This window comes from Agromyces sp. GXQ0307 (genome assembly GCF_044769845.1).
Taxonomy (GTDB): domain Bacteria; phylum Actinomycetota; class Actinomycetes; order Actinomycetales; family Microbacteriaceae; genus Agromyces.
On record NZ_JBIZVY010000002.1, the window covers coordinates 584,792 to 606,456 of the forward strand.

General features: G+C 72.9%; 16 protein-coding genes. 9 read left to right on the forward strand and 7 right to left on the reverse strand.

The features are described 5' to 3' along the window. Positions 1-98 precede the first annotated feature (98 nt). The 3 genes from ACIQH8_RS08035 to ACIQH8_RS08045 all read left to right on the forward strand — a co-directional run bounded on the left by ACIQH8_RS08035 (position 99) and on the right by ACIQH8_RS08045 (position 7,385). A complete protein-coding gene (locus ACIQH8_RS08035; RefSeq protein ID WP_400996902.1) occupies positions 99-728 on the forward strand; it encodes a TetR/AcrR family transcriptional regulator in 630 nt (209 codons plus the stop codon). Positions 729-880: 152 nt separating this feature from the next. Further along, a complete protein-coding gene (locus ACIQH8_RS08040) occupies positions 881-3,739 on the forward strand; it encodes an AAA family ATPase (RefSeq protein WP_400996904.1) in 2,859 nt (952 codons plus the stop codon). Positions 3,740-3,842: 103 nt separating this feature from the next. Then, entirely contained in the window at positions 3,843-7,385 is a 3,543-nt protein-coding gene (locus tag ACIQH8_RS08045; RefSeq protein ID WP_400996907.1) for a TM0106 family RecB-like putative nuclease, read from the forward strand. 6 nt (positions 7,386-7,391) lie between these two features. Here ACIQH8_RS08045 and ACIQH8_RS08050 read toward each other — a convergent pair whose 3' ends face one another. Continuing rightward, positions 7,392-7,829 (reverse strand): YdeI/OmpD-associated family protein, encoded by a 438-nt coding sequence (locus ACIQH8_RS08050; RefSeq protein WP_400996910.1) that lies wholly within the window; start codon positions 7,827-7,829, stop codon positions 7,392-7,394. Positions 7,830-7,929: 100 nt separating this feature from the next. Here ACIQH8_RS08050 and ACIQH8_RS08055 point away from each other — a divergent pair, with 100 nt between their 5' ends. Then, complete coding sequence (locus tag ACIQH8_RS08055) at positions 7,930-8,199, forward strand: glutaredoxin family protein (protein ID WP_400996913.1); 270 nt, start codon at positions 7,930-7,932, stop codon at positions 8,197-8,199. 115 nt (positions 8,200-8,314) lie between these two features. Here ACIQH8_RS08055 and ACIQH8_RS08060 read toward each other — a convergent pair whose 3' ends face one another. Further along, the gene (locus ACIQH8_RS08060) at positions 8,315-9,316 is read right to left on the reverse strand and encodes an LLM class F420-dependent oxidoreductase (protein WP_400996915.1); all 1,002 of its coding nucleotides are present in this window, start codon (positions 9,314-9,316) and stop codon (positions 8,315-8,317) included. 75 nt (positions 9,317-9,391) lie between these two features. On the opposite strand from ACIQH8_RS08060, the gene ACIQH8_RS08065 reads away from it, so the two are divergent. Next, positions 9,392-9,898 carry a hypothetical protein gene (locus ACIQH8_RS08065; RefSeq protein ID WP_400996917.1) on the forward strand — a complete coding sequence of 169 codons (507 nt, stop codon included), beginning with the start codon at positions 9,392-9,394 and terminating at the stop codon, positions 9,896-9,898. A gap of 71 nt (positions 9,899-9,969) precedes the next feature. Here ACIQH8_RS08065 and ACIQH8_RS08070 read toward each other — a convergent pair whose 3' ends face one another. Continuing rightward, positions 9,970-11,154, reverse strand: coding sequence for a hypothetical protein (locus ACIQH8_RS08070; protein ID WP_400996919.1), 1,185 nt, complete (start codon positions 11,152-11,154; stop codon positions 9,970-9,972). Positions 11,155-11,341: 187 nt separating this feature from the next. After that, complete coding sequence (locus ACIQH8_RS08075) at positions 11,342-12,859, reverse strand: FAD-binding oxidoreductase (protein WP_400996921.1); 1,518 nt, start codon at positions 12,857-12,859, stop codon at positions 11,342-11,344. Positions 12,860-13,112: 253 nt separating this feature from the next. Here ACIQH8_RS08075 and ACIQH8_RS08080 point away from each other — a divergent pair, with 253 nt between their 5' ends. The 4 genes from ACIQH8_RS08080 (at position 13,113) to ACIQH8_RS08095 (ending at position 17,840) form a co-directional block, all read left to right on the forward strand. Further along, positions 13,113-14,162, forward strand: coding sequence for an LLM class flavin-dependent oxidoreductase (locus ACIQH8_RS08080; protein ID WP_400996923.1), 1,050 nt, complete (start codon positions 13,113-13,115; stop codon positions 14,160-14,162). Between the two features lie 239 nt (positions 14,163-14,401). Continuing rightward, a complete protein-coding gene (locus ACIQH8_RS08085; RefSeq protein WP_400996926.1) occupies positions 14,402-15,070 on the forward strand; it encodes a DUF4956 domain-containing protein in 669 nt (222 codons plus the stop codon). Then, on the forward strand, positions 15,067-15,942 hold the full coding sequence (locus tag ACIQH8_RS08090; RefSeq protein ID WP_400996928.1) for a polyphosphate polymerase domain-containing protein: 876 nt from the start codon (positions 15,067-15,069) through the stop codon (positions 15,940-15,942). Before ACIQH8_RS08085 ends, ACIQH8_RS08090 begins: the two co-directional genes overlap by 4 nt. Next, positions 15,939-17,840 carry a carbohydrate-binding domain-containing protein gene (locus ACIQH8_RS08095; RefSeq protein WP_400996931.1) on the forward strand — a complete coding sequence of 634 codons (1,902 nt, stop codon included), beginning with the start codon at positions 15,939-15,941 and terminating at the stop codon, positions 17,838-17,840. Before ACIQH8_RS08090 ends, ACIQH8_RS08095 begins: the two co-directional genes overlap by 4 nt. An 87-nt stretch (positions 17,841-17,927) precedes the next feature. Here the strand turns inward: ACIQH8_RS08095 and ACIQH8_RS08100 are convergent, their stop codons facing one another. The 3 genes from ACIQH8_RS08100 to ACIQH8_RS08110 all read right to left on the reverse strand — a co-directional run bounded on the left by ACIQH8_RS08100 (position 17,928) and on the right by ACIQH8_RS08110 (position 21,601). Further along, positions 17,928-19,667, reverse strand: coding sequence for an alpha-glucosidase (locus ACIQH8_RS08100; RefSeq protein ID WP_400996933.1), 1,740 nt, complete (start codon positions 19,665-19,667; stop codon positions 17,928-17,930). A gap of 231 nt (positions 19,668-19,898) precedes the next feature. Then, a complete protein-coding gene (locus ACIQH8_RS08105; RefSeq protein WP_400996936.1) occupies positions 19,899-20,327 on the reverse strand; it encodes a transferase in 429 nt (142 codons plus the stop codon). A 317-nt stretch (positions 20,328-20,644) separates the two neighbouring features. Further along, positions 20,645-21,601, reverse strand: coding sequence for an FKBP-type peptidyl-prolyl cis-trans isomerase (locus ACIQH8_RS08110; protein ID WP_400996939.1), 957 nt, complete (start codon positions 21,599-21,601; stop codon positions 20,645-20,647). Between the last annotated feature and the right edge of the window lie 64 nt (positions 21,602-21,665).

Consider the following 21,665-nt stretch of genomic DNA (forward strand, 5'->3'; position numbering starts at 1 on the left):
TGGAACCTCATCGTTCGACGGCGGGATGTTCGATCGACCCGATCGATATATTGATCATGCGATCAATAACGTGGGAGACTACCTAGACTGGCCTGACGATGTCAACACCCGTGCGCACCCGGGCTTCACGGAAGAGCCCCGCCGAGCGATCCGCCGAGATCGCCGAGGCCGCGCGCCGCATCGCGCTCGAGCAGGGCCTCGCCGCCGTCACGCTCCGCTCGATCGCCGCCCACGCGGGCGTCGCACCGGCGCTCGTGGCGCACTACCACCCGAGCATGGAGACCTTGGTCGCCGACGCCTTCGCGACCGTCGTCGCCGCCGAGGTCGACGAGGTCGCCGGCCTGCTCGCCGCACTTCCCGGCCCGCGGGAGCGGCTCGGCGCACTGCTCGACACCCTCCTCGACGGCACCCGCGACGACGTCACGATCGTCTGGGTCGAGGCGTGGGCCCTCGGCCGGCGCAACGACGCGCTCGCGGCATCCGTTCGCGAGCAGATGGATGCCTGGCAGGCCGTCGTGCAGGGTGTCATCGAGGACGGCGCGGCGACCGCGGGCTTCCAGACGACGGATGCCGCGGCCGCCGCCTGGCAGCTCCTCGGCATGATCGACGGACTGAACGCCCAGGCGCTCGTGCGCTGGGGCGACGCGAGCGCCCGCGGGTCCATGATCCACGGAGCCGTCGAGGGCATGCTCGGGCTCGAACGCGGGGCGCTGAGCGCGGGACGCTGAGCGCGGGACGCTGAGCGCGGGGCGCTGAATGCGAGACGCTGAACGCGGGCGATCGCGGCGTGCCGACGACGGCACTCGGCACCTGCGCGACATCCGGAGCACATCCTCGACTTCTCGTGAGCGAACCTCGGATCCGTGGCAGACTGTGCCCCATGGGGGCCGACACGCCGCACCTTGCAGGTCGCGAGCGCGAGTTCGCCGCGCTGTCGCACGAGCTCTCGTCGGTCGTCGGCGGTGAGGCGAGGACGATCGTCCTGCGGGGCGAGGCCGGCATCGGCAAGACCGCATTGATGGATGCCGCGGCACGGCGCGCGACCGGCCCGTTCACCGTCCTCAGCGCGCGCAACCTCCCGCTCACCACGCGCGTGCCGAACCTCGCGGTCCGAACCCTCCTCAAGCAGTCCGGCGATCTCGAGCGCACCGACGCCGCCCACCGACCGCCGACGCTCGCCCTCGACGACGCGGTCGACCGGCTCCTGGGGCAGGGCCCCGTGCTCATCCTCATCGACGACCTGCACTGGGCCGACGCGAGCACCCTCGACGCGCTGATGTTCCTCGCCGGCGGGCCCGAGCGCCGACGGCTCGGCGTCATCGCGACGATGCGCGCCGGCTCGGGCCGTCCGATCGACCTCTGGCGAGCCGACCTGCTGCGCCTCCCCTCGGCCCGCGCCGTCGAGGTGCCGCCGCTGGATCGTCCCGGCATGCGCGACCTCGTGAAGGACGCCATCGGCGCGCCGCCGCACGAGTCGCTCGTCAGCGACGTCCTCGCCCGCACCCGAGGCAATCCCTACCACGCGCGACTCCTCCTCGACGGCGTCGAGCCGTCCGCCACGGCCGCGCCCGCACTGGTCGATGCCGACCTCGGAGCCGCGCTCCTCCGCGCGTGGTCGCAGCTGCCGCCCGCAACCCAGGAGCTCTGCACGATGCTCGCGCTGCACGGCAAGCCGGTGCGGGTCGAGACCCTCGCGGCGATCGACCCGAGATGGGCCGACGCCGAACGCGACCTGCGCCCGGCGCTGGCCACGCAGGTGCTCGAGGTCGACGACGAGGGTCGCGCATGGTTCCACCATCCGCTCACGGCCGAGATGCTCGTCGCCACCGTTCCGGAGCGCGAACGGCGCGAGCGGCATGCCGAGCTCGCGCGGAGCACCGCGACCGTCGTCGAGCATGGTGAGGCCGCGCCCGAACTCCTGGTCGACCTGGCGGATCACCTCGCCGCGGCGGGCGACGTTGACGGATGCCTCGATGCGAGCCGTCGCGCGGTCGACGCGCTCGAGGGATCGGGCGACCGGATGACGCGGCTGCGCATGCTCCGGAGGTCGGCTCGGATCTCGGCCGGCGGCGATCGGCCCGAACCTGGTCCGGGCGACCTGCACGCCCGACGCGGGCTCCTCGAGGCGTGGGCCGAGACCGCGGCATCCGTCGGCGATCCCGATGCGGAGTTCGAGGCGGTCGGCGCACTGCTCGACGATGTCGACCGGGAGGCCGAGCCGTTGCGTGCGGCGCGGCTCATCGTGCGGCGGCAGCGGCTGGTGTTCCGCATCGGCGGAGGTCTCGCGGATCCCGAACCGGCGCGCGAGGCGCTCCGCCTCTCGGCCTCCGCGCCGGAGAGCCCGGAGTACGCGATGGCCCTCACCGAGCTCGCGTACGCCGAGATCCTCCTCGCCGACCCCGCCTGCGCCGCGCACGCCGCCGAGGCGATCGACCGCGCCACGGCACTCGGGGACACCGAGACGCTGTCGTACGCGCTGGCCGTCGGAGGCCAGCTCGCGGCGCTCACGCGCGACCTCGACCGTGCCCGGGCCCTCGCCGCTCGTGCGCTCGAGGTGGCGCTGCCGAACGGGCACTTCTGGCCGGCCATGCTCGCCGCCTTCTGGGAGGCGTACTCGATGCCCGACTACCGCTCCGCGCTGCGGTCCCTCCGGGGTGCCATGGAACGGCTCGCCGACGCCGGCGCACCGTATCTCGTGACGGCGACGATCGCGCTGACCGAGGCCCGCACCTCGACCACAATCGGCGACGTGGCCGGTGCACACGCCTCGCTGCGATACGTCCGCTCGGAGGACCCGCCGAGGTACATCGCGATGGGCCTCGCGAACGTCTCGGCCATCCTGGCCGCCCACCAGGGCCGCACCGACGACGCCGAGGCGTACCTCCAGCGCGCCGCCGAGCAGTTCCCCGAGGTGCCCGCCTACGCCGTCTCGACCCAGGCGCACTCGCGAGCGCTCGCCCGATTCGCCGCCGGTGACTCCGCAGGCGCGCTCGACGCGCTCGATCCGGTCATCGCCGCCGCACCGGGCGACAACTCGTGCGAATGGCTCGTGCCGCTCGCCGCCCGCGCGCTCGCCGACCTCGCCCAGGCCGCGCGGGACCGCCACGAGCCCGATGACGACGTGCTCCGGCGACTCGACGAGCTCGAGGCGGCCCACCCGCACGTGCTCCATCGGACGCTCGGGCTCTCGTTCCCCGCCGACCTGATCGCACTCGATGCGATCTACGCGGCCGAGCGCGCTCGCGCGCGCGACGCTCCCGAGGCCGGCGACCTCTGGGCCGCCGCCGCCGAGGCGTCCCGCACGGCACAGCTGGCATGGATGGAGGCCTACGCGTACCGTCGGGGAGCCGAGCACGACCTCACGAGCGACGACGGCCGGCGGGACCGGGCGATCGAGTCGCTCCGCCGCGCCGCGTCGCTCGCGCGCCGCCTCGAGGCGGACGCCCTGGGGGAGGAGGTCGAGTCGCTCGCGCAGTGGTCGCGGGTGCGGTTGTACGACGATGCGCGCAGCGATCCCGACGACGTCGTCGACCGGATCGGCGACGTGCCGCTCACCCGTCGCGAACGCGAACTGCTGCCGTACATCGTCGATGGCCGGACGTACGCCGAGATCGCCGCGCTCCTCACGATCAGCGAGAAGACGGTGAGCTCGCACATCTCGAACCTGCTGCGCAAGACCGGCGCGGCGAACCGCGTGGACCTGGCACGGATGGCGGGCGGGCGCGAGCGTTCGGCGTGAGGCGCGGCGCGAGTCGTGGCCCCCGCCCGCCTCGATGGGGTGCTGCCCGCGATGTCGGATGCCGCGGCTAGCGTGGTCTCGACGAAGCGGCGGAGGGAGCCCGATGTACCTGGCCGGCGGCACGGTGGTCACGAGCGCGAGCGACCTCAAGAAGGCGTCCGACTGCGAGTTCGCGTTCCTGCGCGAGCTCGACGTGAAGCTCGGTCGTGACACCCTGTTCGAACCGGTGGCCGACGCGATGCTCGAACGCGCGGGGCGCATGGGCGACGCCCACGAGCTCCGAGTCCTCGATCGCTACCGGGCCGAGTTCGGCGACGGCGTCGTCGAGATCGATCGGCCCGACCTGCGCGATCCGTCGCAGCTCGAGGCCGCGGTCGCGGCCACCCGTGCGGCGTTCGAGGCCGGTGCGCCCGTGGTGTTCCAGGCGACCTTCGTCGACGACGGATTCGTCGGCTTCGCCGACTTCATCGTGCGGCAGCCCGACGGGCGCTACCTCGTGCAAGACTCGAAGCTCGCGCGACGCGCGCGGGTGACGGCCCTGCTCCAGCTCGCGGCGTACGCGGCGCAGCTCGACCGCATCGGCGTACCGCGGGCCGACACCGTCGAGCTGCTGCTCGGAGACGGCACGACGAGCACCCATCGGCTCGAGGACATCGAGCCCGTGTTCCTGCTCCGCCGCGAACGCCTGCGGCAGATCGTCGACGAGCGCGTCGACGCCGACGGGCCGGTCGAGTGGGGCGACCCGCGCTACGCCCTCGACGGGCGCTGCCCCACGTGCGACCTGGAAGTGCAGGCGAACCGTGACCTGCTGCTCGTCGCCGGGCTGCGGATCACCCAGCGCGCCCATTTCCACGCGGCGGGCATCACGACGATCGACGAGCTCGCGGCGTCCACCGGGCCGGTCGACGGCGTGATGGAGGCGACGCTCGAGGGGTTGCGCGTTCAGGCGCGGCTGCAGCTCGCGGCCGAGGCCGAGCTGCGCGCGGCGGAGGCATCCGGTCGCCGCTCGCCCGACGACCCGCCGCTGCCGCCGCCGGTCGAGGTGCGCGAGCCCGGCGCGCTCGCGGCGATCCCCGAGCCCGACGCGGGCGACCTGTTCTTCGACTTCGAGGGCGACCCGCTCTACACCGAGGGCGCCGCGACCGACTGGGGCCTCGACTACCTGTTCGGCATGATCGACGTCGACGAGCGCTTCACCCCGATCTGGGCGCACAGCTTCGCCGAGGAGCGCGAGGCGCTGGTGCGGTTCCTCGCGTTCGTGAAGGACCGGCGGGCGCGCCATCCGAACCTGCACATCTACCACTACGCGAGCTACGAGCGCACCCACCTCACGTCGATCGCGGCGCGGCACGGCGTCGGCGAGGCCGAGGTCGACCAGCTGCTGGCCGACGGCGTGCTCGTCGACCTCTACCCGATCGTCAAGCGCGCCGTACGCGTCGGCAGCCGGTCGTACTCGATCAAGAAGCTCGAGCCGCTCTACATGGGCGAGAAGCTGCGCGAGGCCGACGTGAAGTCGGGCGGCGACTCGATCCTCGAGTACGTGCGCGCCCGCGAACTCGCCGCGACGGGCGACGCGACCGGCGCGCAGCTCGTGCTCGACGACCTCGCCGAGTACAACGAATACGACTGCGTGTCGACGCTGCGCCTGCGCGACTGGCTGCTCGGCCTCGCCCGGTCGCACGGCGTCGAGCCGGTGCCCGCGCTCCTCCTCGTCGAGCCGACCGCGAAGCAGTACGCGGCGAGCCCGCTCGCGACCGAGTTGGCGGCACTCGCGGGCGGCGCCGATGAGCGACGCGACGACCCCGACCGCACGGCACTCGCCCTCGCGGCCGCCGCCATCGACTACCACGAACGCGAGCTCAAGACGTTCTGGTGGGGCCACTTCTTCCGCGTCGAGCAGCCGCTCGAGGCGTGGGAGGACCACCGCGACGTGCTCATCGTCGACCCGGCGCGAACCGTCGTGCTGCACGACTGGTACCGCGAGGGCCGACAGCAGTTCGATCGACGCGAGCTGCTGCTCCGCGGCCGCATCGCGCCGGGTTCCCGGTTCAGCGCGGGCGCCGACCTGTACCTGCTCTACGACTGGCCTGCGCCGTTCCCGTCGTTCTCCCGGCGTCCCGGCTCACGCGCGTGGGCGAAGGCGACCGTGATCGAGGCGACGCCCGACGGAGTGCGCATCGAGGAGCGATCGACCGTCGACGAGACCTGGCGCGAGCTGCCGTTCGCACTCGTGCCGGGGAACCCGCCGCCGGCCGGGCGGCAGAAGGCCGCGATCGCCGAGTGGGCTCGTCCGATCGTCGAGCGACAGCCGGCCTGGCCGAAGGATGCCGCGGTCGACCTGCTCCGCCGCATCCCGCCGCGCACGCGGTCGGGCTCGCTCGCCCCCCTCCCCGACCACGAGTACGTGGGCGCCGTCGTGCGCTCGCTCGGCGACCTCGACGACTCCTACCTCGCGGTGCAGGGGCCGCCCGGCACCGGCAAGACCTACGTCGCGGCCCACGTCATCGCGCGGCTCGTCGGCCACCACGGCTGGAAGGTCGGGGTCGTCGCGCAGTCGCACGCGGTCGTCGAGCACCTGCTCGACGCGGTCGTCGGAGCGGGGCTCGACCCGCGCCGCATCGCCAAGGCGCCGAAGAACCGCGACGACGGCGTCGCCCGCGGCTGGACCGCCATCGACAAGGACGGCATGGCGGCCTTCATCGCCGCGAACCGCGATGCCGGCTTCGTCGTCGGCGGCACCGCATGGGACTTCGCCAACGCCGACCGGGTCGGGCGGCGGGCGCTCGACGTCCTCGTCGTCGACGAGGCGGGCCAGTTCTCGCTCGCCTCGACCATCGCGGCGTCGGTGGCCGCCCGTCGCCTGCTGCTCCTCGGCGACCCGCAGCAGCTGCCGCAGGTGAGCCAGGGTACGCACCCCGAACCCGTCGACATGTCGGCGCTCGGCTGGATCGCCGACGGGCACGACGTGCTGCCGGCGGAGTTCGGCTACTTCCTCGCCGAGAGTCGGCGGATGCACCCCGCGCTCGCGGCATCCGTCTCGACGCTGTCGTACGAGGACGAGCTCGCCTCGCACGCCTGCGCCGCGCTGCGCTCGATCGACGGGGTCGAGCCCGGGCTGACGCCGATCCCGATCGAGCACGAGGGCAACACGACCGAGTCGGTCGAGGAGGCCGCCGAGGTCGTCCGGATCGTCGGGTCGCTGCTCGGTCGCGCCTTCACCGACATCGCCCACGGCGAGGGCGACCCGGTGCGCGCCCGGCCGCGACCGCTCCAACAGACCGACCTCATCGTCGTCACGCCGTACAACGCGCAGCTCGCCGTCGTGCGCGAGGCGCTCGACCTCGCCGGGTACACCGCGGTCCCGGTCGGCACGGTCGACAAGTTCCAAGGTCAGGAGGCCGCGGTCGCGATCGTGTCGCTCGCCGCGTCATCGGCCGCCGCCGCGCCGCGCGGCGTCGAGTTCCTGCTGCTGAAGAACCGGCTGAACGTCGCGATCTCGCGCGCCCAGGTCGCCGCCTACCTCGTGTACTCGCCGGGCCTGCTCGACGCGCTGCCGCGCACGCCCCAGGGCGTCGCGCAGCTCAGCGCGTTCGCGCGGCTCGTCGGGATCGAGCTGCCCTCGTGGGAGCGCGAGCCCGTCGGGTAGGGCGCGTCAGCCGCCGACCAGCTTGTCGACGGCCTTGGCGATGCGGCGGGCCCGCGTCTCGGGCGCCTTCGCCTCGGTGATCGTCGTGACATGCGCCTTCTGATGGCTCGGGGCGAGCCGATCGAACGCCTCCCGTGCGCCGGGCGTCGCGTCGAGTGCTGCGGCGAAGTCCTCGGGCGGCTCGACCGTGCGCGGCGCGGTGTCGAGTTCCAACTCGACGGAGATCGGATCCCCGCCGGAGATCCCGGTCGCCGCGCGCTTGTCGGAACTGAACGGGATCAGGTGGCGCCCGCCCATGACCGCGAGCGTGCTGCGGTACTCGAACCCGTTGACCCGCACCACCACGGGCGCGCGCCGGCCGCCGCCGAGCGCCTCGACGACCTCGGCCGGCACCTCGATCCCGGTGTTGTTCCCGGTCTGCGACATGGTGGTCTCGAACTGCATGCCCCGAGCCTCGCACCTGTCGAACCCGCGCGGAACCCCGTGCCGCGGCATCCGCCGTTCACTGGGAATGCCGCACAGGATACCCGCGTAGGTTATGTACATGACCTCCCCCACGACCGACCTGAACCCTGCCCGCATCACGATGTACGGCGCCGAGTGGTGCGGCGACTGCCGCCGCTCGAAGGCGCTGCTCGACCGTCGCGGTGTGGACTACGAGTACGTCGACCTCATGGTCGTCGCCGACGGCGCCGACCGGGCGAAGGCGATCTCGGGTCGCACGAACATCCCCGTGGTCGTCTTCCCCGACGGCACGCACTTCACCGAGCCCACGGACGCCGAGCTCGCCGCCAAGCTCGACGCCCCCGCCTGACCGCACGCGGGTGATGCCTTTCTCAGGAGTTTTTCGGCGTGTCGCTTCACGCAGCGGCGTGTTCTCCTGAGAAACGCAGCATCCGGCCGAAAACTCCTGAGAAACGCACGACGCGTCAGGTGAGGGCGGGGATGACCTCGCGCTCGAAGAGTTCGAGGCCCGATCGGTCGTACGCCGCCTCCGGGAAGTAGTGGATGGCGTAGCCCAGGCCGCGCGAACGCATGTCGAGCATCTTCTCGACGACCTGGTCGGGCGTGCCGACCGCGATCGCCGCGTCCGACCGGAAGTCGTGGATGAACTTCGCCGCGGCCTTCGAGCCGGCCGAACCGGCCACCCGCGCCTCGACGGCCGCGAGCCGGCGCTCGACGTCGCCCTCGGTCTCGCCGATGACGGTGTTGAAGTTCGCGCTCCGCACGATCGACGAGAAGTCGCGGCCGAGCCGATCGGTGTGCCCGCGCAGCACCTCGCTCTTGTGGCTGAACTCGTCGGGGCTGCCGTAGAAGTTCGTGTACGAGGCGTACTTCGCCGCGATCTTCAGCGTCACCTTCTCACCACCGCCGGCGACCCACATCGGGATCCCGCCGGCCTGCAGCGGCTGCGGCTGCACGGTCGCGCCGTCGACCTGGATGAACTCGCCGTCGAGGCTCGCCCGCCCGGTCGTCCACGCCTGGTGCATGACCTCGACGCCCTCGCGCAGCATCCGGAGCCGCTCCGGCGCGTGCGGGAACCCGTACCCGTACGCGCGCCACTCGTGCTCGTACCATCCGGCGCCGATGCCCATCTCGACCCGGCCGCCCGAGATCACGTCGACGGTCGCGGCGACCTTCGCGAGGTACGCCGGGTTGCGGTACGCGACACACGTGCACATCTGGCCGAGTCGCACGCGAGACGTCGACGCGGCGTACGCCGCCATCAGCGACCACGCCTCATGGGTCGCCTCGGTCTCGCTCGGCACGGGCACGGTGTGGAAGTGGTCGTAGACCCAGATCGACTCCCACGGCGAGCCGTCGCGATCCGCGAACGCGGCGAGGCCGTGCATCGTCGACCAGTGGTCGGCCGGCTCGATGCCGACGAGGTCGTGACGCCAGCCCTGGGGAACGAAGAATCCGAATCGCATCGGACCAGCCTACGGTCGCCATCTCAGCGTCAGCACTGATGTCGACCGGCCTTGACATCCGTATCTTCAGCGAACATGGCCCACACGATCGATCACGCGCACGTCCTCGTCGACGACCTCGCGGCCGTCGCGGTCACGTCCGGCGGCATCCGCGTCATCCATCTCTCCGGTGTCGCGTCCTGCCCGAGCGAGCTGTGGCGCGTCGACGTCGTCGCGGTCGCACGCACGCCCTACGGCGGCACCCCGGCCGGACGGCTCACCATCGGCCTGAAGTCGAGTCCGCCGCGACGTCGCGGTCGATTCCGCACGGTCCGTGTGCCGTTCGAGGCGATCATCGAGGACGAGCGCACGCACGAGGTCGAGGTGCACCTCGAGTGCCAGCCGGCCGTGGTGCTCCCGGTCCTCGAGGCCGACGACTCGTTCGGTGCGGGCGCACGGGCGACGACGCGTCGACGGGCCGGGGTCGCCGGGCGTGCGCTGCCGGTCGGCGCGCACGCGATGGCGGATGCCGCGGGGCGGGCGATCGCCGCCCTCCGCGACGTCGTCGCCGGCCTCACGCCCCGGTTCGCGGCCGCGGTCTGACGCAGCGGTCGCTGCGAGCAGGAACTCGGGCCGCGCCGGCGCCGGCCCGTCGGGCCGGCGCCGACTGCCGATCAGGTCAGCGCGAACCTCAGCTCGGCCATCGCCGGGCCGTCCCACACGGCGTCGTCGAGGTCGTCGCCCCGCACCGTGACGACCTTGCCGCCGCGGGCGATGACGAGCATCGCGAGCTCGGGCAGGAGGTCGCCGGCGTGCCGGCCGTCGGAGAGCGCATCGCCGTTGCCGTGCTCGGTCGCGAACTCGATCGCGCCCGACTCCTGGTCGAGCGTGCCGTTGACCGACGTCGTGAAGTCGAACCACAGGCACTCGACGGCGCCGTCGGCCGCGAGGCGCCCGATCGCGGCGAGGTCGCGCTCGACGCGCCCGGCGCTGCCGTCAGCGAGATCGGCGAGCGCGCTCTTCGCCTCGTTCACGTTGAGCTGGGCCAACTGCTGCCGCAACGCGCCGTCGATCTCGGCCGCGCCGAGCCGGTCGGACCCGCCCTGCACGCCGACGACCCTGCGCCCGTTGTGGGCGCGGTCGAGGAACGCGCTGAGCAACGGCTCGGCGGCGAAGACGAACAGGGGCACCCGTCCGTCGGGATCGTGCTCGTGCAGTTCGTGCCACACCGCATCGGCGACGCGCTTGGCGTAGATGCCGTGGATCTCGGGACGACGGTCGCCCTCGTTGGTGCCGCGGTCGCCGTGGCCGCCCTGGCGGCGCTGTCCGACGTCCCCCGGTACGCGGTTCGCGGCATCGTCGAGGTTGCGCGGCAGGTCGGGGTCGAGCGGCATCTGCTCGGCGCGGGCGGTCGGCAGCGCGTGCCAGAGCGCCCACTCGTTCGAGGACAGCGTGACGGCGAACGCCTCCTGGTCCTGGCTGGGCGCCCGGAGCAGCTGCCCGAGCACGAAGTGCGACCCGACGTGCACCGCGTCGTCGAGGCGGTTCGGCAGCACGTAGACATCGCTGAAGCCCGGCGCGACGAAGATCGCCAGGGATCGGGAGAGCCCGGCCCACAGCGAACGGTCGGCGAGCACGGCGTCGCGCTCGGTCTTGAGCGCGTCGACCTCCGAGGTCTCGGCGCCGCCGGCGCGGATGCGGTCGATGGCCTCGTCGAAGAGGCTCTTCACGGCGACCTCGGCGCGTTCTCGCTCGCTGACGACCGGTGACGTGGCCGCGTAGATCGTGATCGCGGGGTGGTGCTCACCCGCCAGCGTCGCGAAATCGGTCGTGGTGGGCAGCTCGTGGTGAACCGTCATACGTCCCTCCCCCAGGTCCGGCGACGACGTCGTCGCGTGTCCCCCAGCCTAGGAACCTCGGCACGGAATCGACAGACCCATTCGTCCATCGGCGGGGTTCGAGTCGAGAGACGGATGCCGCGCCCCGTCGTCACGCGCACCGAACGGGCCCGGCACGGTGGCCGGGCCCGTTCGGGAGATCGGTCGCTCAGCGGCCGACGGGGTGGTTCGAGCGGATGGTGCCCGTGGGGTCGACGGCGTGCTTGATCGCGCGCAGTCGTGCGAGTCGGCCGTCGTCGCCGAAGAACCGCGACCCCGTCGTCTGGCGTTCGACGAAGTTCAGGTACTCGACGGAGGCCCGCCAGGGCTCGATGCGTGCCAGCAGGCGTCCGAGCGACGCGACGACGCCCTCGATGGTCTCCGGCGCCGCGATCCCGACGGCGTACACGAGGTACTCGGCCTCGAGACCTCCGACGGCGCCGGGGATCGGCAGGCCGCGGTCGGCGGCGACCTCGAGTGCGGACGACGGGGCGAACGCGCCCCCGAGGTGCCGGATCTCGGCGGACAGCAGCGCGGTGTCGGCGTCCGGGCCGACCGCGGCGACGAACGCACGGACCGCCTCGGCGGGCAGGTCGGCGAGCATCATGCCGTCGCCGTGGCCCGGGGTCGGGCCGGGCGGGTCCATGTGCAGCTGCAGCAGGTCGGCGGGCGCCTGGGGGTGCACGGTGTCCATCGCGGGCGCGAGCCCGCGGAGCGGCGCGAGCAGCGCGTCGGCGCGCTCGGGCGCCTCCTGGATGACGGCCTCGACGAGCACGAACGACTGCCCCGAGAGGAACGGCGGAAGCTCGGGCATCGGCGGGAAGCGCAGCACGCGCCCGACCGAGGTCACCGTGTCGGGCACGGAGCGCGTCCAGTCCGCCCACGCCTGCAGCACCTCCTCGGTCCGCTCGATGGGGAAGAACAGCGCGCCGGCGACGACCTGCTCGATCTCGAACAACCCGAACTCGAGCGCCGTGACGACGCCGAAGTCGCCCCCGCCGCCCCGCACGGCCCAGAACAGCTCGGGGTCGTGCTGTGCGTCGACGCGGCGGAACTCGCCGTCGGCGGTGACGAGCTCGACCGCGGTGACGTGATTGGCCGCGAGTCCGTGCGCACGCCCGAGGAATGACACTCCGCCGCCGAGCGTGTAGCCGACGACGCCGACGTCGTGCGAGGAACCGGCGAGCGCCGCGAGGCCGTGCGGCGCGGCCGCGGCGACGACATCGCCCCAGAGCACGCCGGGCTCGACGCGGGCGAGGCGCTGCGTCGGGCGGATCTCGACGGCACGAAGCTCGTGCGTGCGGAGCAGGATCGCGTCGGCGAGGCCGTGGCCCTCGGCAAGGGGTGCGGCGTTGTGGCCGGTGGCCTGCGGGGCGACCGCGAGGCCGAGCTCGCGGGCCGCGCGCACGGTGCGGGCGACGTCGGCGACGGATGCCGCGACGACCACCGCTGCCGGGCGCTGGTCGACCGCGAGGTTCCACGCGAGCCGGTCGGTGTCGTAGCCGGGCTCGCCCGGGAGCGCGAGCCGGCCGTCCAGCCGCTCGGCGAGGATCGCGAACGACTCGCGGAGCGACAGGGCAGGGGCGGATGCCTCGGCGTCGACGGCTGCGGTCGGCGCAGCGATGGTGGTGGTCTCGGTGGCCGCCGCGGTCTCGGCCGCGACGGTCTCGGAGGCAAGCGGGTTCACTGGTGGTCCTTTCAACGGGTGAGGGTCGTGGGCCGGGCGGCGGCCGAGGTGCGGCCTGGTCCGACGGCCGCCCGGATCACCGGGGGCGCTCACGACGCGACTCCAATACAACGGCCCGGGCCGGCGTCGGAGATCAGGACGATCCCGCCGATCGGCTCAGGGTTATCCCGAGCATTCGGCGGCGCCGCCCCGCCGGACGGGCGCCCGATCCCTCCCCGGAATAGCGCTCCCCCGGCCCCGGTTGCAGCATGGGATGTCACTCTCCCCTCGTCTTTCGGTCCTCGACCTCATCCCCGTGCGGAACGGCCAGTCGTCGGCCGATGCCGTCGCGGCATCCGTCGCCCTCGCGCAGGTGGCCGACCGGCTCGGCTTCACGCGCTACTGGTTCGCCGAGCACCACAACATGCCGTCGGTCGCGTCGACCACGCCGCCCGTGCTGATCGCCGCGACGGCCGCGCGCACCGAGCGCATCCGCGTCGGTTCGGGCGGCGTGATGCTCCCGAACCACGCGCCGCTCGTCGTGGCCGAGCAGTTCGCGGCGCTCGAGGCGCTCGCGCCCGGCCGCATCGACCTCGGCATCGGACGCGCGCCGGGCAGCGACCCGGTGATCACGCAGCTGCTGCGCATCAGCGGTCCGACGGCCGACGTCGATCGGTTCCCCGACCACGTCGCCGACATCCTGAGCCTGCTGTCGCCGGATGGCGCGACACTGCGCCTGACGAGCGGCCGCGAGTACCCGATCCAGGCGACGCCCGCCGCGACGGATGTACCGACGCTGTGGCTGCTCGGCAGCTCCGACTACTCCGCGAAGCTCGCGGCCGAGCTCGGCCTGCCGTACGTGTTCGCGAACCACTTCTCCGGCGAGGGCCTCGAGCGGGCGCTCGAGCTCTACCGGTCCGAGTACCGGGCGAGCGAGCGGCATCCGTCGCCGCAGACGATCCTCACGCTGAACGCCATCGTCGCCGACACCGTCGACGAGGCCGAGGCGCGCGCCCTCCCGCAGCTGCGGGCGATGGCCCGCCTGCGCCTCAACCGCCCGATGCGCCCGCTCGAGACCGTCGAGGAGGCGCAGTCCGCCCCGCGCGACTCCGACGCCGAGGACGTCATCGCGCGCATGCGGACCCGGTGGGTGATCGGCGAGGCGGATGCCGCGGCATCCGCCGTGGGCACCCTCGCCGAGCGTCACGGCATCGACGAGGTCATGCTCGCGCCCGTCGCGGGCAGCCGTGCCGACGAGCCGGCGGATGCCTCGCCCGGCCGCGTGCGCACGCTCGAGCTGCTCGCCGACCGCCTCGCCGCGTAGCCCCCAGCCGCCCGCGTCTCGACGGAGTGCGACTTCTGCGCTCGAGTGCCGCATCAGCACGCACTCCACCGCAGAATCCGCACTCCGTCGAACGGCTCCGGGCTCGGCCCGGGGCGCCCCGTCCTTCGTTCCCGGCCGACCCGCACGCGCCTCATGGGAACCGCATGGGATCGGCATAGGTCACGCCTCGGCGGACCCGGCCTGATGGGTACTCCCAGAACACAGTACGGAGCCCCATCGTGGATCAGACCTTGCTCATCGCCGCCGACCTCGTCGCCGTCGCACTCCTCGTCTTCGCCCTCTACTTCCCGCGCCATCGGCGGCGCGACCTCGTCGTCGCATACCTGACGGTCAACGTCGGCGTGCTCGCGGTGTCGGTCGTGCTCGGCTCGAGCACGATCGGCGCCGGCCTCGGACTCGGCCTGTTCGGCGTGCTGTCGATCATCCGGCTGCGGTCCAGCGAGATCGAGCAGCACGAGGTCGCGTACTACTTCGCGGCGCTCGCGATCGGGCTCCTCGGCGGGCTCGGCGCACGCCTCGGCTGGCTGACGATCGGGCTCATGGTCCTCGTGCTCGCGGTGCTGGCGATCGGCGACCACCCGGCGCTGTTCCGCCGATCGCGCCAGCAGGTCCTCGTGCTCGACCGGGCGTTCCATGACGAGCGCGAGCTGCACGACCACGTGGGCGCGCTGCTCGGCGCACGCATCCGCTCGGTTCGCGTCGACGAGCTCGACCTCGTCAACGACTCGACGACGGTGACCGTGCGCTTCGACGCGCCGCGAGCGAATCGTGCGGATGCCACGGCCCGGCGGGCTTCGCAGGCGCTCGGGCTCGACGCATCCGGCGACGGGGCCGCCGCGGTCGGAGCCGTCCCGCGCGCGGCGCGGTTCGAGGGCGCGAGACGATGACCGCGCGGCACGCGGCATCCGTCACGCCGGAGGCCCTGGCGCTGCTCGACGAGGTCGAGGGGATCGACCTCGAGGGCCTGAACGCGGAGGCCGAGCTGCAGACCCGCATCGACCGCAAGTACATGCTTCCGCTCGCGGCGCTGCCGGCGATCCTCGGGCGGCTGCCCGACGGCGTGCGGGTGCTCGACCTCGACGGCATCCGGGCGGCCGCGTACGAGTCGGTGTACTTCGACACCCCCGACCTCACGAGCTACCGTCTCGCTGCGCATGCGCGGCGCCGTCGGTTCAAGATCCGGACGCGCTCGTACGTCGAGTCCGAGGCCAGCTTCCTCGAGGTGAAGACGCGAGGCGGGCGTGCACTCACGGTCAAGGACCGCATCGCGGTCGACCCCGCGTCCGCCGACGCCCTCTCCGGCGAGGCCCGCGCCTACGCCGACCACGTGCTCGCCGAGGCCGGCATCGGCGAACTCGGCCGCGCGAGCCTCGACCCGGTGCTCACGACCTCGTATCGGCGGGCGACCCTCCTCCTCCCGGCGGAGCCGGGCCGTCCGGCCGGCCGGGCCACCATCGATGTCGACCTCACCTGGATCGACCGCGGCGTCGACGGCCGGTTCGGACGGGTGCTCCGGACGCCCGCCTCGGCGATCGTCGAGACGAAGTCCGGCTCGCAGGCCGGCGCCGTGGACCGGCTGCTCTGGACTGCCGGCCACCGGCCGACGCGCGTCTCCAAGTACGCCACGGGCCTCGCCGCCATCCGACCGGGCCTGCCGGCCAACCGCTGGACGCGCGTCCTCGACCGGCACTTCCACGCCGGTTCCACCACGACCATCCACCCGACCTCACGCACGTCCCACGAAAGGACCGCACGATGACCCCCTTCGGCTTCCGCCGCCAGACCTCCGCCCACGACCGCACCGACGGCCCCGACTCCGCCGGCACCGCCGGCACCGCCGGCACCGGTACCTCCGCCGCACGGAGCGCCCGCCGCCCCTGGCTCGCCGCGGCGCGCGTCGCGCCCGTCGTCCTGGCCGGCACACTCATGTTCGCCGGCTGCACGACCACGACCACGACCACGACCACCGAGCGCACCGACGACGGCGCGACGAGCGGCGACTCGACCGTGTCGCTCGCAGCGTCGGCGACCGTCGACCCGGGAGTGACCGCCGCAGAGGCCATGGCCGAGAACGAGGCCGCGCCCGGCGAGGACGGCGACGACACGTGGGACAGGGCCGACGAGGTCGCGATCTCGCTCGACGGCGACACCGCGACGGTCGAGTCGGCGGACGGTGCGGACGGTGCGGACGGTGCCGAGCGCGTGAGCGTCGACGGTGACACCGTGACGATCACGGCCGCCGGCACCTACCGCCTGAGCGGCGAGCTCGACGGGGAGGTCGTGGTCGACACGACCGACGAGGAGCTCGTGCGAATCGTCCTCGACGGCGTCGACATCTCGAGCGACTCGACCGCGGCCCTCGCCGTGACGAGCGCCGAGCGCGTTCAGGTCGTGCTCGCCGACGGCAGCGAGAACGCCCTCGCCGACACCTCGGCCTACGCGGATGGCGCCGACGTCAACGCGGCGCTCTTCAGCACGGCCGACCTGGAGATCGCGGGCAGCGGCGCGCTCACGGTGCAGGGTGACGGCAACGACGGCATCGCGTCGAAGGACGGCCTGCTCATCACGGGCGGCGAGATCACGGTCGACGCCGTCGACGACGGCATCCGAGGCAAGGACGAGGTCGTGATCGAGAGCGGGACGATCCGCGTGACCGCGGGCGGCGACGGCATCACGGCCGACAACGCCGAGGAGGCCGACCGCGGCTACATCGCGATCGCGGGCGGCACCGTGACCGTCGACGCGGCCGGCGACGGCCTCGACGCGGCGACCGACGTCGCCATCTGGGGCGGCACGCTCGACGTCACCGCGGGCGGCGGCGCGGGCGGCGGCGCGGGCGGCGGCGCGGGCGCGACGATCTCGGAGGACGTCTCGACCAAGGGCGTCAAGGGCGCCATATCGGTGATCGTCGACGGCGGAGAGGTCACCGTCGACGCCGCCGACGACGCGCTGCACACCGACAACACCGCACATCTCGCGAACGGCACGACGACGCTCGCGACGGGCGACGACGGCGTGCACGCCGAGGTCGCGCTCACGGTCTCAGGTGGCAGGCTCGACGTGACCACGTCGTACGAGGCGCTCGAGGCGGCCGCGATCGCGATCGCCGGCGGCGAGACCTCGGTGACCGCCTCGGACGACGGCGTGAACGCCGGAAGCTCGCTCGAGATCTCGGGCGGCTCGCTCGTGGTCGACGCCGAGGGCGACGGGCTCGACTCGAACGGCACGATCGCGATGTCGGGCGGCGACGTCGTCGTGAACGGCCCGACCGGCCAGGGCAACGGCGCGCTCGACGTCGACGGCGGCTTCGACATCACGGGCGGCACGGTGATCGCGGGCGGCTCGCCGGGCATGGCGGTCGCCCCCGATGCGGATGCCGCGCAGGCGTCGGTGCTCGTCACGTTCTCGCAGCAGGTCGCTGCGGGCACCGAGCTGGAGGTGACGGCCGCGGACGGCACCGTCGTCGCCACCTACACCGCGACGAAGACCGTGGGTTCGCTCGCGGTGTCGAACCCCGACCTCGTGAACGGCGAGACCTACACCGTCACCGCGAACGGCACCGCGAACGCCACGGCGGTCGGCTCGGCCGTCGCGGGCGAGCAGGTGGCGGGCATGCGCGGCCCCGGCGGCGGCGCGGCTCCTGCGCCGCGCGGCTGACCCGCCCATTCGAGTGCGGTTCCTGCGCACGAGTGCCGTCCCCGGGCGCACTCCACCGCAGAAACCGCACTCCGTCGCGTCGCGCGCTCAGCCCGTGATCGAGGTGACCCGCGCCTCCCACGGCGCGAGCGGCGCGTCGAACGCGCCCGGCGCGTCGGGCAGCGTGTTCGTGAGCACCGGCAGCGACTCCCGCCACCGGGCCGCGAACGCCTCCGGGAAGACCGGATCGTGCTCGGCCGAGGAGAGGTTCACCACGACCAGCAGCCGGTCCTCCCCGAGCACCCGCTCGAACGCGAAGATCGCCGGGTGCCCGGCATCCACCCGCTCGAACGACCCGTGGGCCACCACGGGTCGTTCGTGGCGCAGCGCGATGAGCTGCCGGTGGTACTCGAAGACGGATCCCGGGTCGCCGACCTGCGCGGCCGCATTGATCGTCGCGTGGTTCGGGTTCACCGCGAGCCAGGGGATGCCGGTCGTGAAGCCCGCGTTCGGCGTCGCATCCCACTGCACGGGCGTGCGCGCGTGGTCGCGGCTCATGAGGCTGAGTCCGTCGAGCGCGTCGGCGACGGCCGTGCCGCTGGCGACGGCGTCGGCGTACGCGTTCAGCGACTCGACGTCGCGATACTCGTCGAGCGTGCCGAACGGCGCGTTCGTCATGCCGAGTTCCTGCCCCTGGTAGACGTAGGGCGTGCCGCGCTGGAGGTGCAGCATGGTCGCGAGCGCGGTCGCCGACGAGTACCAGTGCTCGTCGGCGTCGCCGAACCGGCTCACCGACCGCGGCTGGTCGTGGTTCTCGAGGTAGAGGCTGTTCCAGCCGCGCTCGGCGAGGCCCTCCTGCCACTTCGAGAGGGATGCCGCGAGCTCGCCGGGCGCGAGCGGGCGCGGGTGGAACTTCGTCGCGCCGTGGTCGAGGCCGACGTGCTCGAACTGGAACACCATGTCGACCTCGCGCCGCTCGGGGTCGGTGAAGAGGATCGCCTCGTCGATCGTCACGCCGGGCGTCTCGCCCACGGTGATGAGCCCCTCGCGCCCGTCGAACACCTCGCGGTACATCTCCTGCATGAACTCGTGCAGGCGCGGCCCGTTCGTGTACGCCGCGCCGCCGTCGCCGTACCGTCGACCCGACCGCACCGGGCCGTCGGGCAGGTTCGGGTGCTTCGAGATGAGGTTGATCACGTCCATCCGGAAGCCGTCGACGCCGCGGTCGAGCCACCAGCGCATCATGTCGTAGACCGCGTGCCGCACCTCGGGGTTCTCCCAGTTGAGGTCGGGCTGCTTCACGTCGAACAGGTGCAGGTAGTACTCGCCGGTCGCCTCGTCCCACTCCCAGGTCGACCCCGAGAAGAACGACTCCCAGTTCGTCGGCTCGGCGCCGGGGTCGCCGCCGTGCGTGCCCTCGCGCGGCGGCCGCCACCAGTACCAGTCGCGCTTCGGGTTGTCGCGGCTCGAGCGCGACTCGACGAACCACGGGTGCTCGTCGGAGGTGTGGTTCACGACGAGGTCCATGACCACGCGGATGCCGCGCGCGTGCGCCGCCGTCACGAGCTCGTCGAGGTCGGCCAGCGTGCCGAAGGTCGGGTCGATGTCGCGGTAGTCGCTGATGTCGTACCCGTTGTCGGCCTGCGGCGACCGGTAGATCGGCGAGAGCCAGACCACGTCGACGCCGAGTCGCTCGAGGTGGTCGAGCCGGTGCAGGATGCCGCGGAGATCGCCGATGCCGTCGCCGTCGGAGTCCTGGAAGCTGCGCGGGTACACCTGGTACACGACGGCGGACTTCCACCAGTCCGGGGCGGTCGACGGATGCTTCGGCTCGCGTTCGTTCGCCATGACCCGATCCTCGCAGCATGCGCCCGTCTCGTCATCCGTCGTTCGTGCGAGTCTCGCCGTCGAGTCGCCACTTCGGGCTGGTGTCGCGGCGGCGTCCCCGCCGGAACCGGCATCTCGTCGCGCGTTCGGGACGGAGTGCGGGCGAAGTCCGACGTGAGCGGACACGACGATGCCCCGGGCAGGTGCCCGGGGCATCCGTTGCTTCGAAGCGGCGATCGGCCGCGGCGCGGCTCAGGCCGCGAGGCCCAGGCGGCGCAGGTCGTCGCCCGACGCGCGATGCTCCGCACCCTCGGGGACGGTCGCCTCGCGCGGCACGCGCGCGCCGTTCTGCACTCGGGCGCCCGCGCCGACGGCCGCGTACGGCCCGACGACGGCGAAGCGTCCGACGACGGCGCCACGGCCGACGCGTGCGTTCACGCCGATCGTCGCGTTCTCGGCGACGATCGCGTCCTGTTCCACCCACGCGCCGTGCGCGAGGGTCGCGCCCCGCTGCACTTCCGCGCCGGGATCGACGTATGCGGTCGGGTCGACGAACGCCGACGCATCCACCTTCGCGGTCGTCGCGACGAGCCCGCGACCGTTCACGTGCTTGCGGTAGCGGCGCAGGATGCCGGCATCGTCTTCGAACTCGACGTAGCTGATGCCCACTCCGTCCTCCATTCCGTCCGGCCATAGGGGTGCCGGATACAGGTACAACGTCCGGGCTGACCGGGGCATTCCCCAGCCTCCGTGCCGACCCTGTGGATCTCCATGGCTCCGGCTGACCCTTCGCCGTATGCGACTCCGTCCCGTCGCGCGCTCCGTCGTCCGAGTGCGACTTCTGCGGACGAGTACGCCTCGGGCTCGCACTCGTCCGCAGAGGTCGCACTCGGGCGGACTGCACCGCGGCCGAGGCAAGACCGCGCGAACCGAAACAGCGCGCCCGCGACATCCGCCCTCGAAGGGGGATGCCGCGGGCGCGTCGCGAGTGCCGGGGATCAGCCGTCGGTGCGGGTCTCCGTGATCTCGACGTAGAACACGAGGGTCTGGCCGCCGAGGCCGTTCGAGGACTCCTCCTCGCCGTAGCCGAGCGCCGGCGGGATGGTGACGAGCAGCTTCGTGCCGACCGGCTGGCCGACGAGCGCCGCGCCGAAGCCGGGGATGACGCCCGAGATCGAGAACGGGACGGGCGTGTTGCCGAAGCTCTGGTCGAAGACCTCTCCGGTCTCCCACACGACGCCCTGGTAGTCGACGGTGACCGTGTCGTCCTCGGTGACGACGTCGCCGTCGCCCTCCTCGAGGACCTTCACGAGCAGTTCGTCGGACGGTTCCGCGTCGGGGATCGTCACGGTCGGGGTGCCGTCCTCCGCGAACTCGACGGTCGGCACGTCGTCCGTCCACTCGCCGGGCACGGGCAGCTCGACGAGCTCCTGCACGTCGGTCACGATGACGAGCGTCTCGCCCGGCGCGACGCCGATGCCCTCGTTGCCCTCGTCGCCGTAGATCGACGACGCGGGCGCGACCGTGACGACGCGCGAGCCGAGCGGCACGCAGTCGGCGCCCGCACGGAAGCCGTCGTAGAGCGTCCCCTCCTCGAGTTCGAGCGTCGCCGGCTGCGAGAAGAGCTGCTCGCCGGTGCTGCCGGAGAACGCGGTCACCTGCGCGCTGACCTGGTCGCCGGGCGCGGTCGGGTCGCCGTCGCCCTCGGTCACGATCGTGCGCTGGAGCTCGTCGGCCTCGAGCGGTGCGTCGAAGGTCGCGGTCGGCGTGCCGCCGAAGTCGCCCGAGACCTCGATCGCGTCGCTCTGCTCGCCGGCCTCGACCTCGAGGCACGCGGCCGCGGCATCCGTCGACGTGGGCTCGGGCGCGTCGCCGCCGGTGGCGCATCCGACGAGGAGCAGGGCGGTCACGGAGGCGAGTGCGATGGGCGCGCCACGACGCAGGGCACGATTCATGGAGGGGTACTCGATTCAGGGTCGAAAAGCAGACGTGAACCACAAGTCTGCACTCCGGATGTCT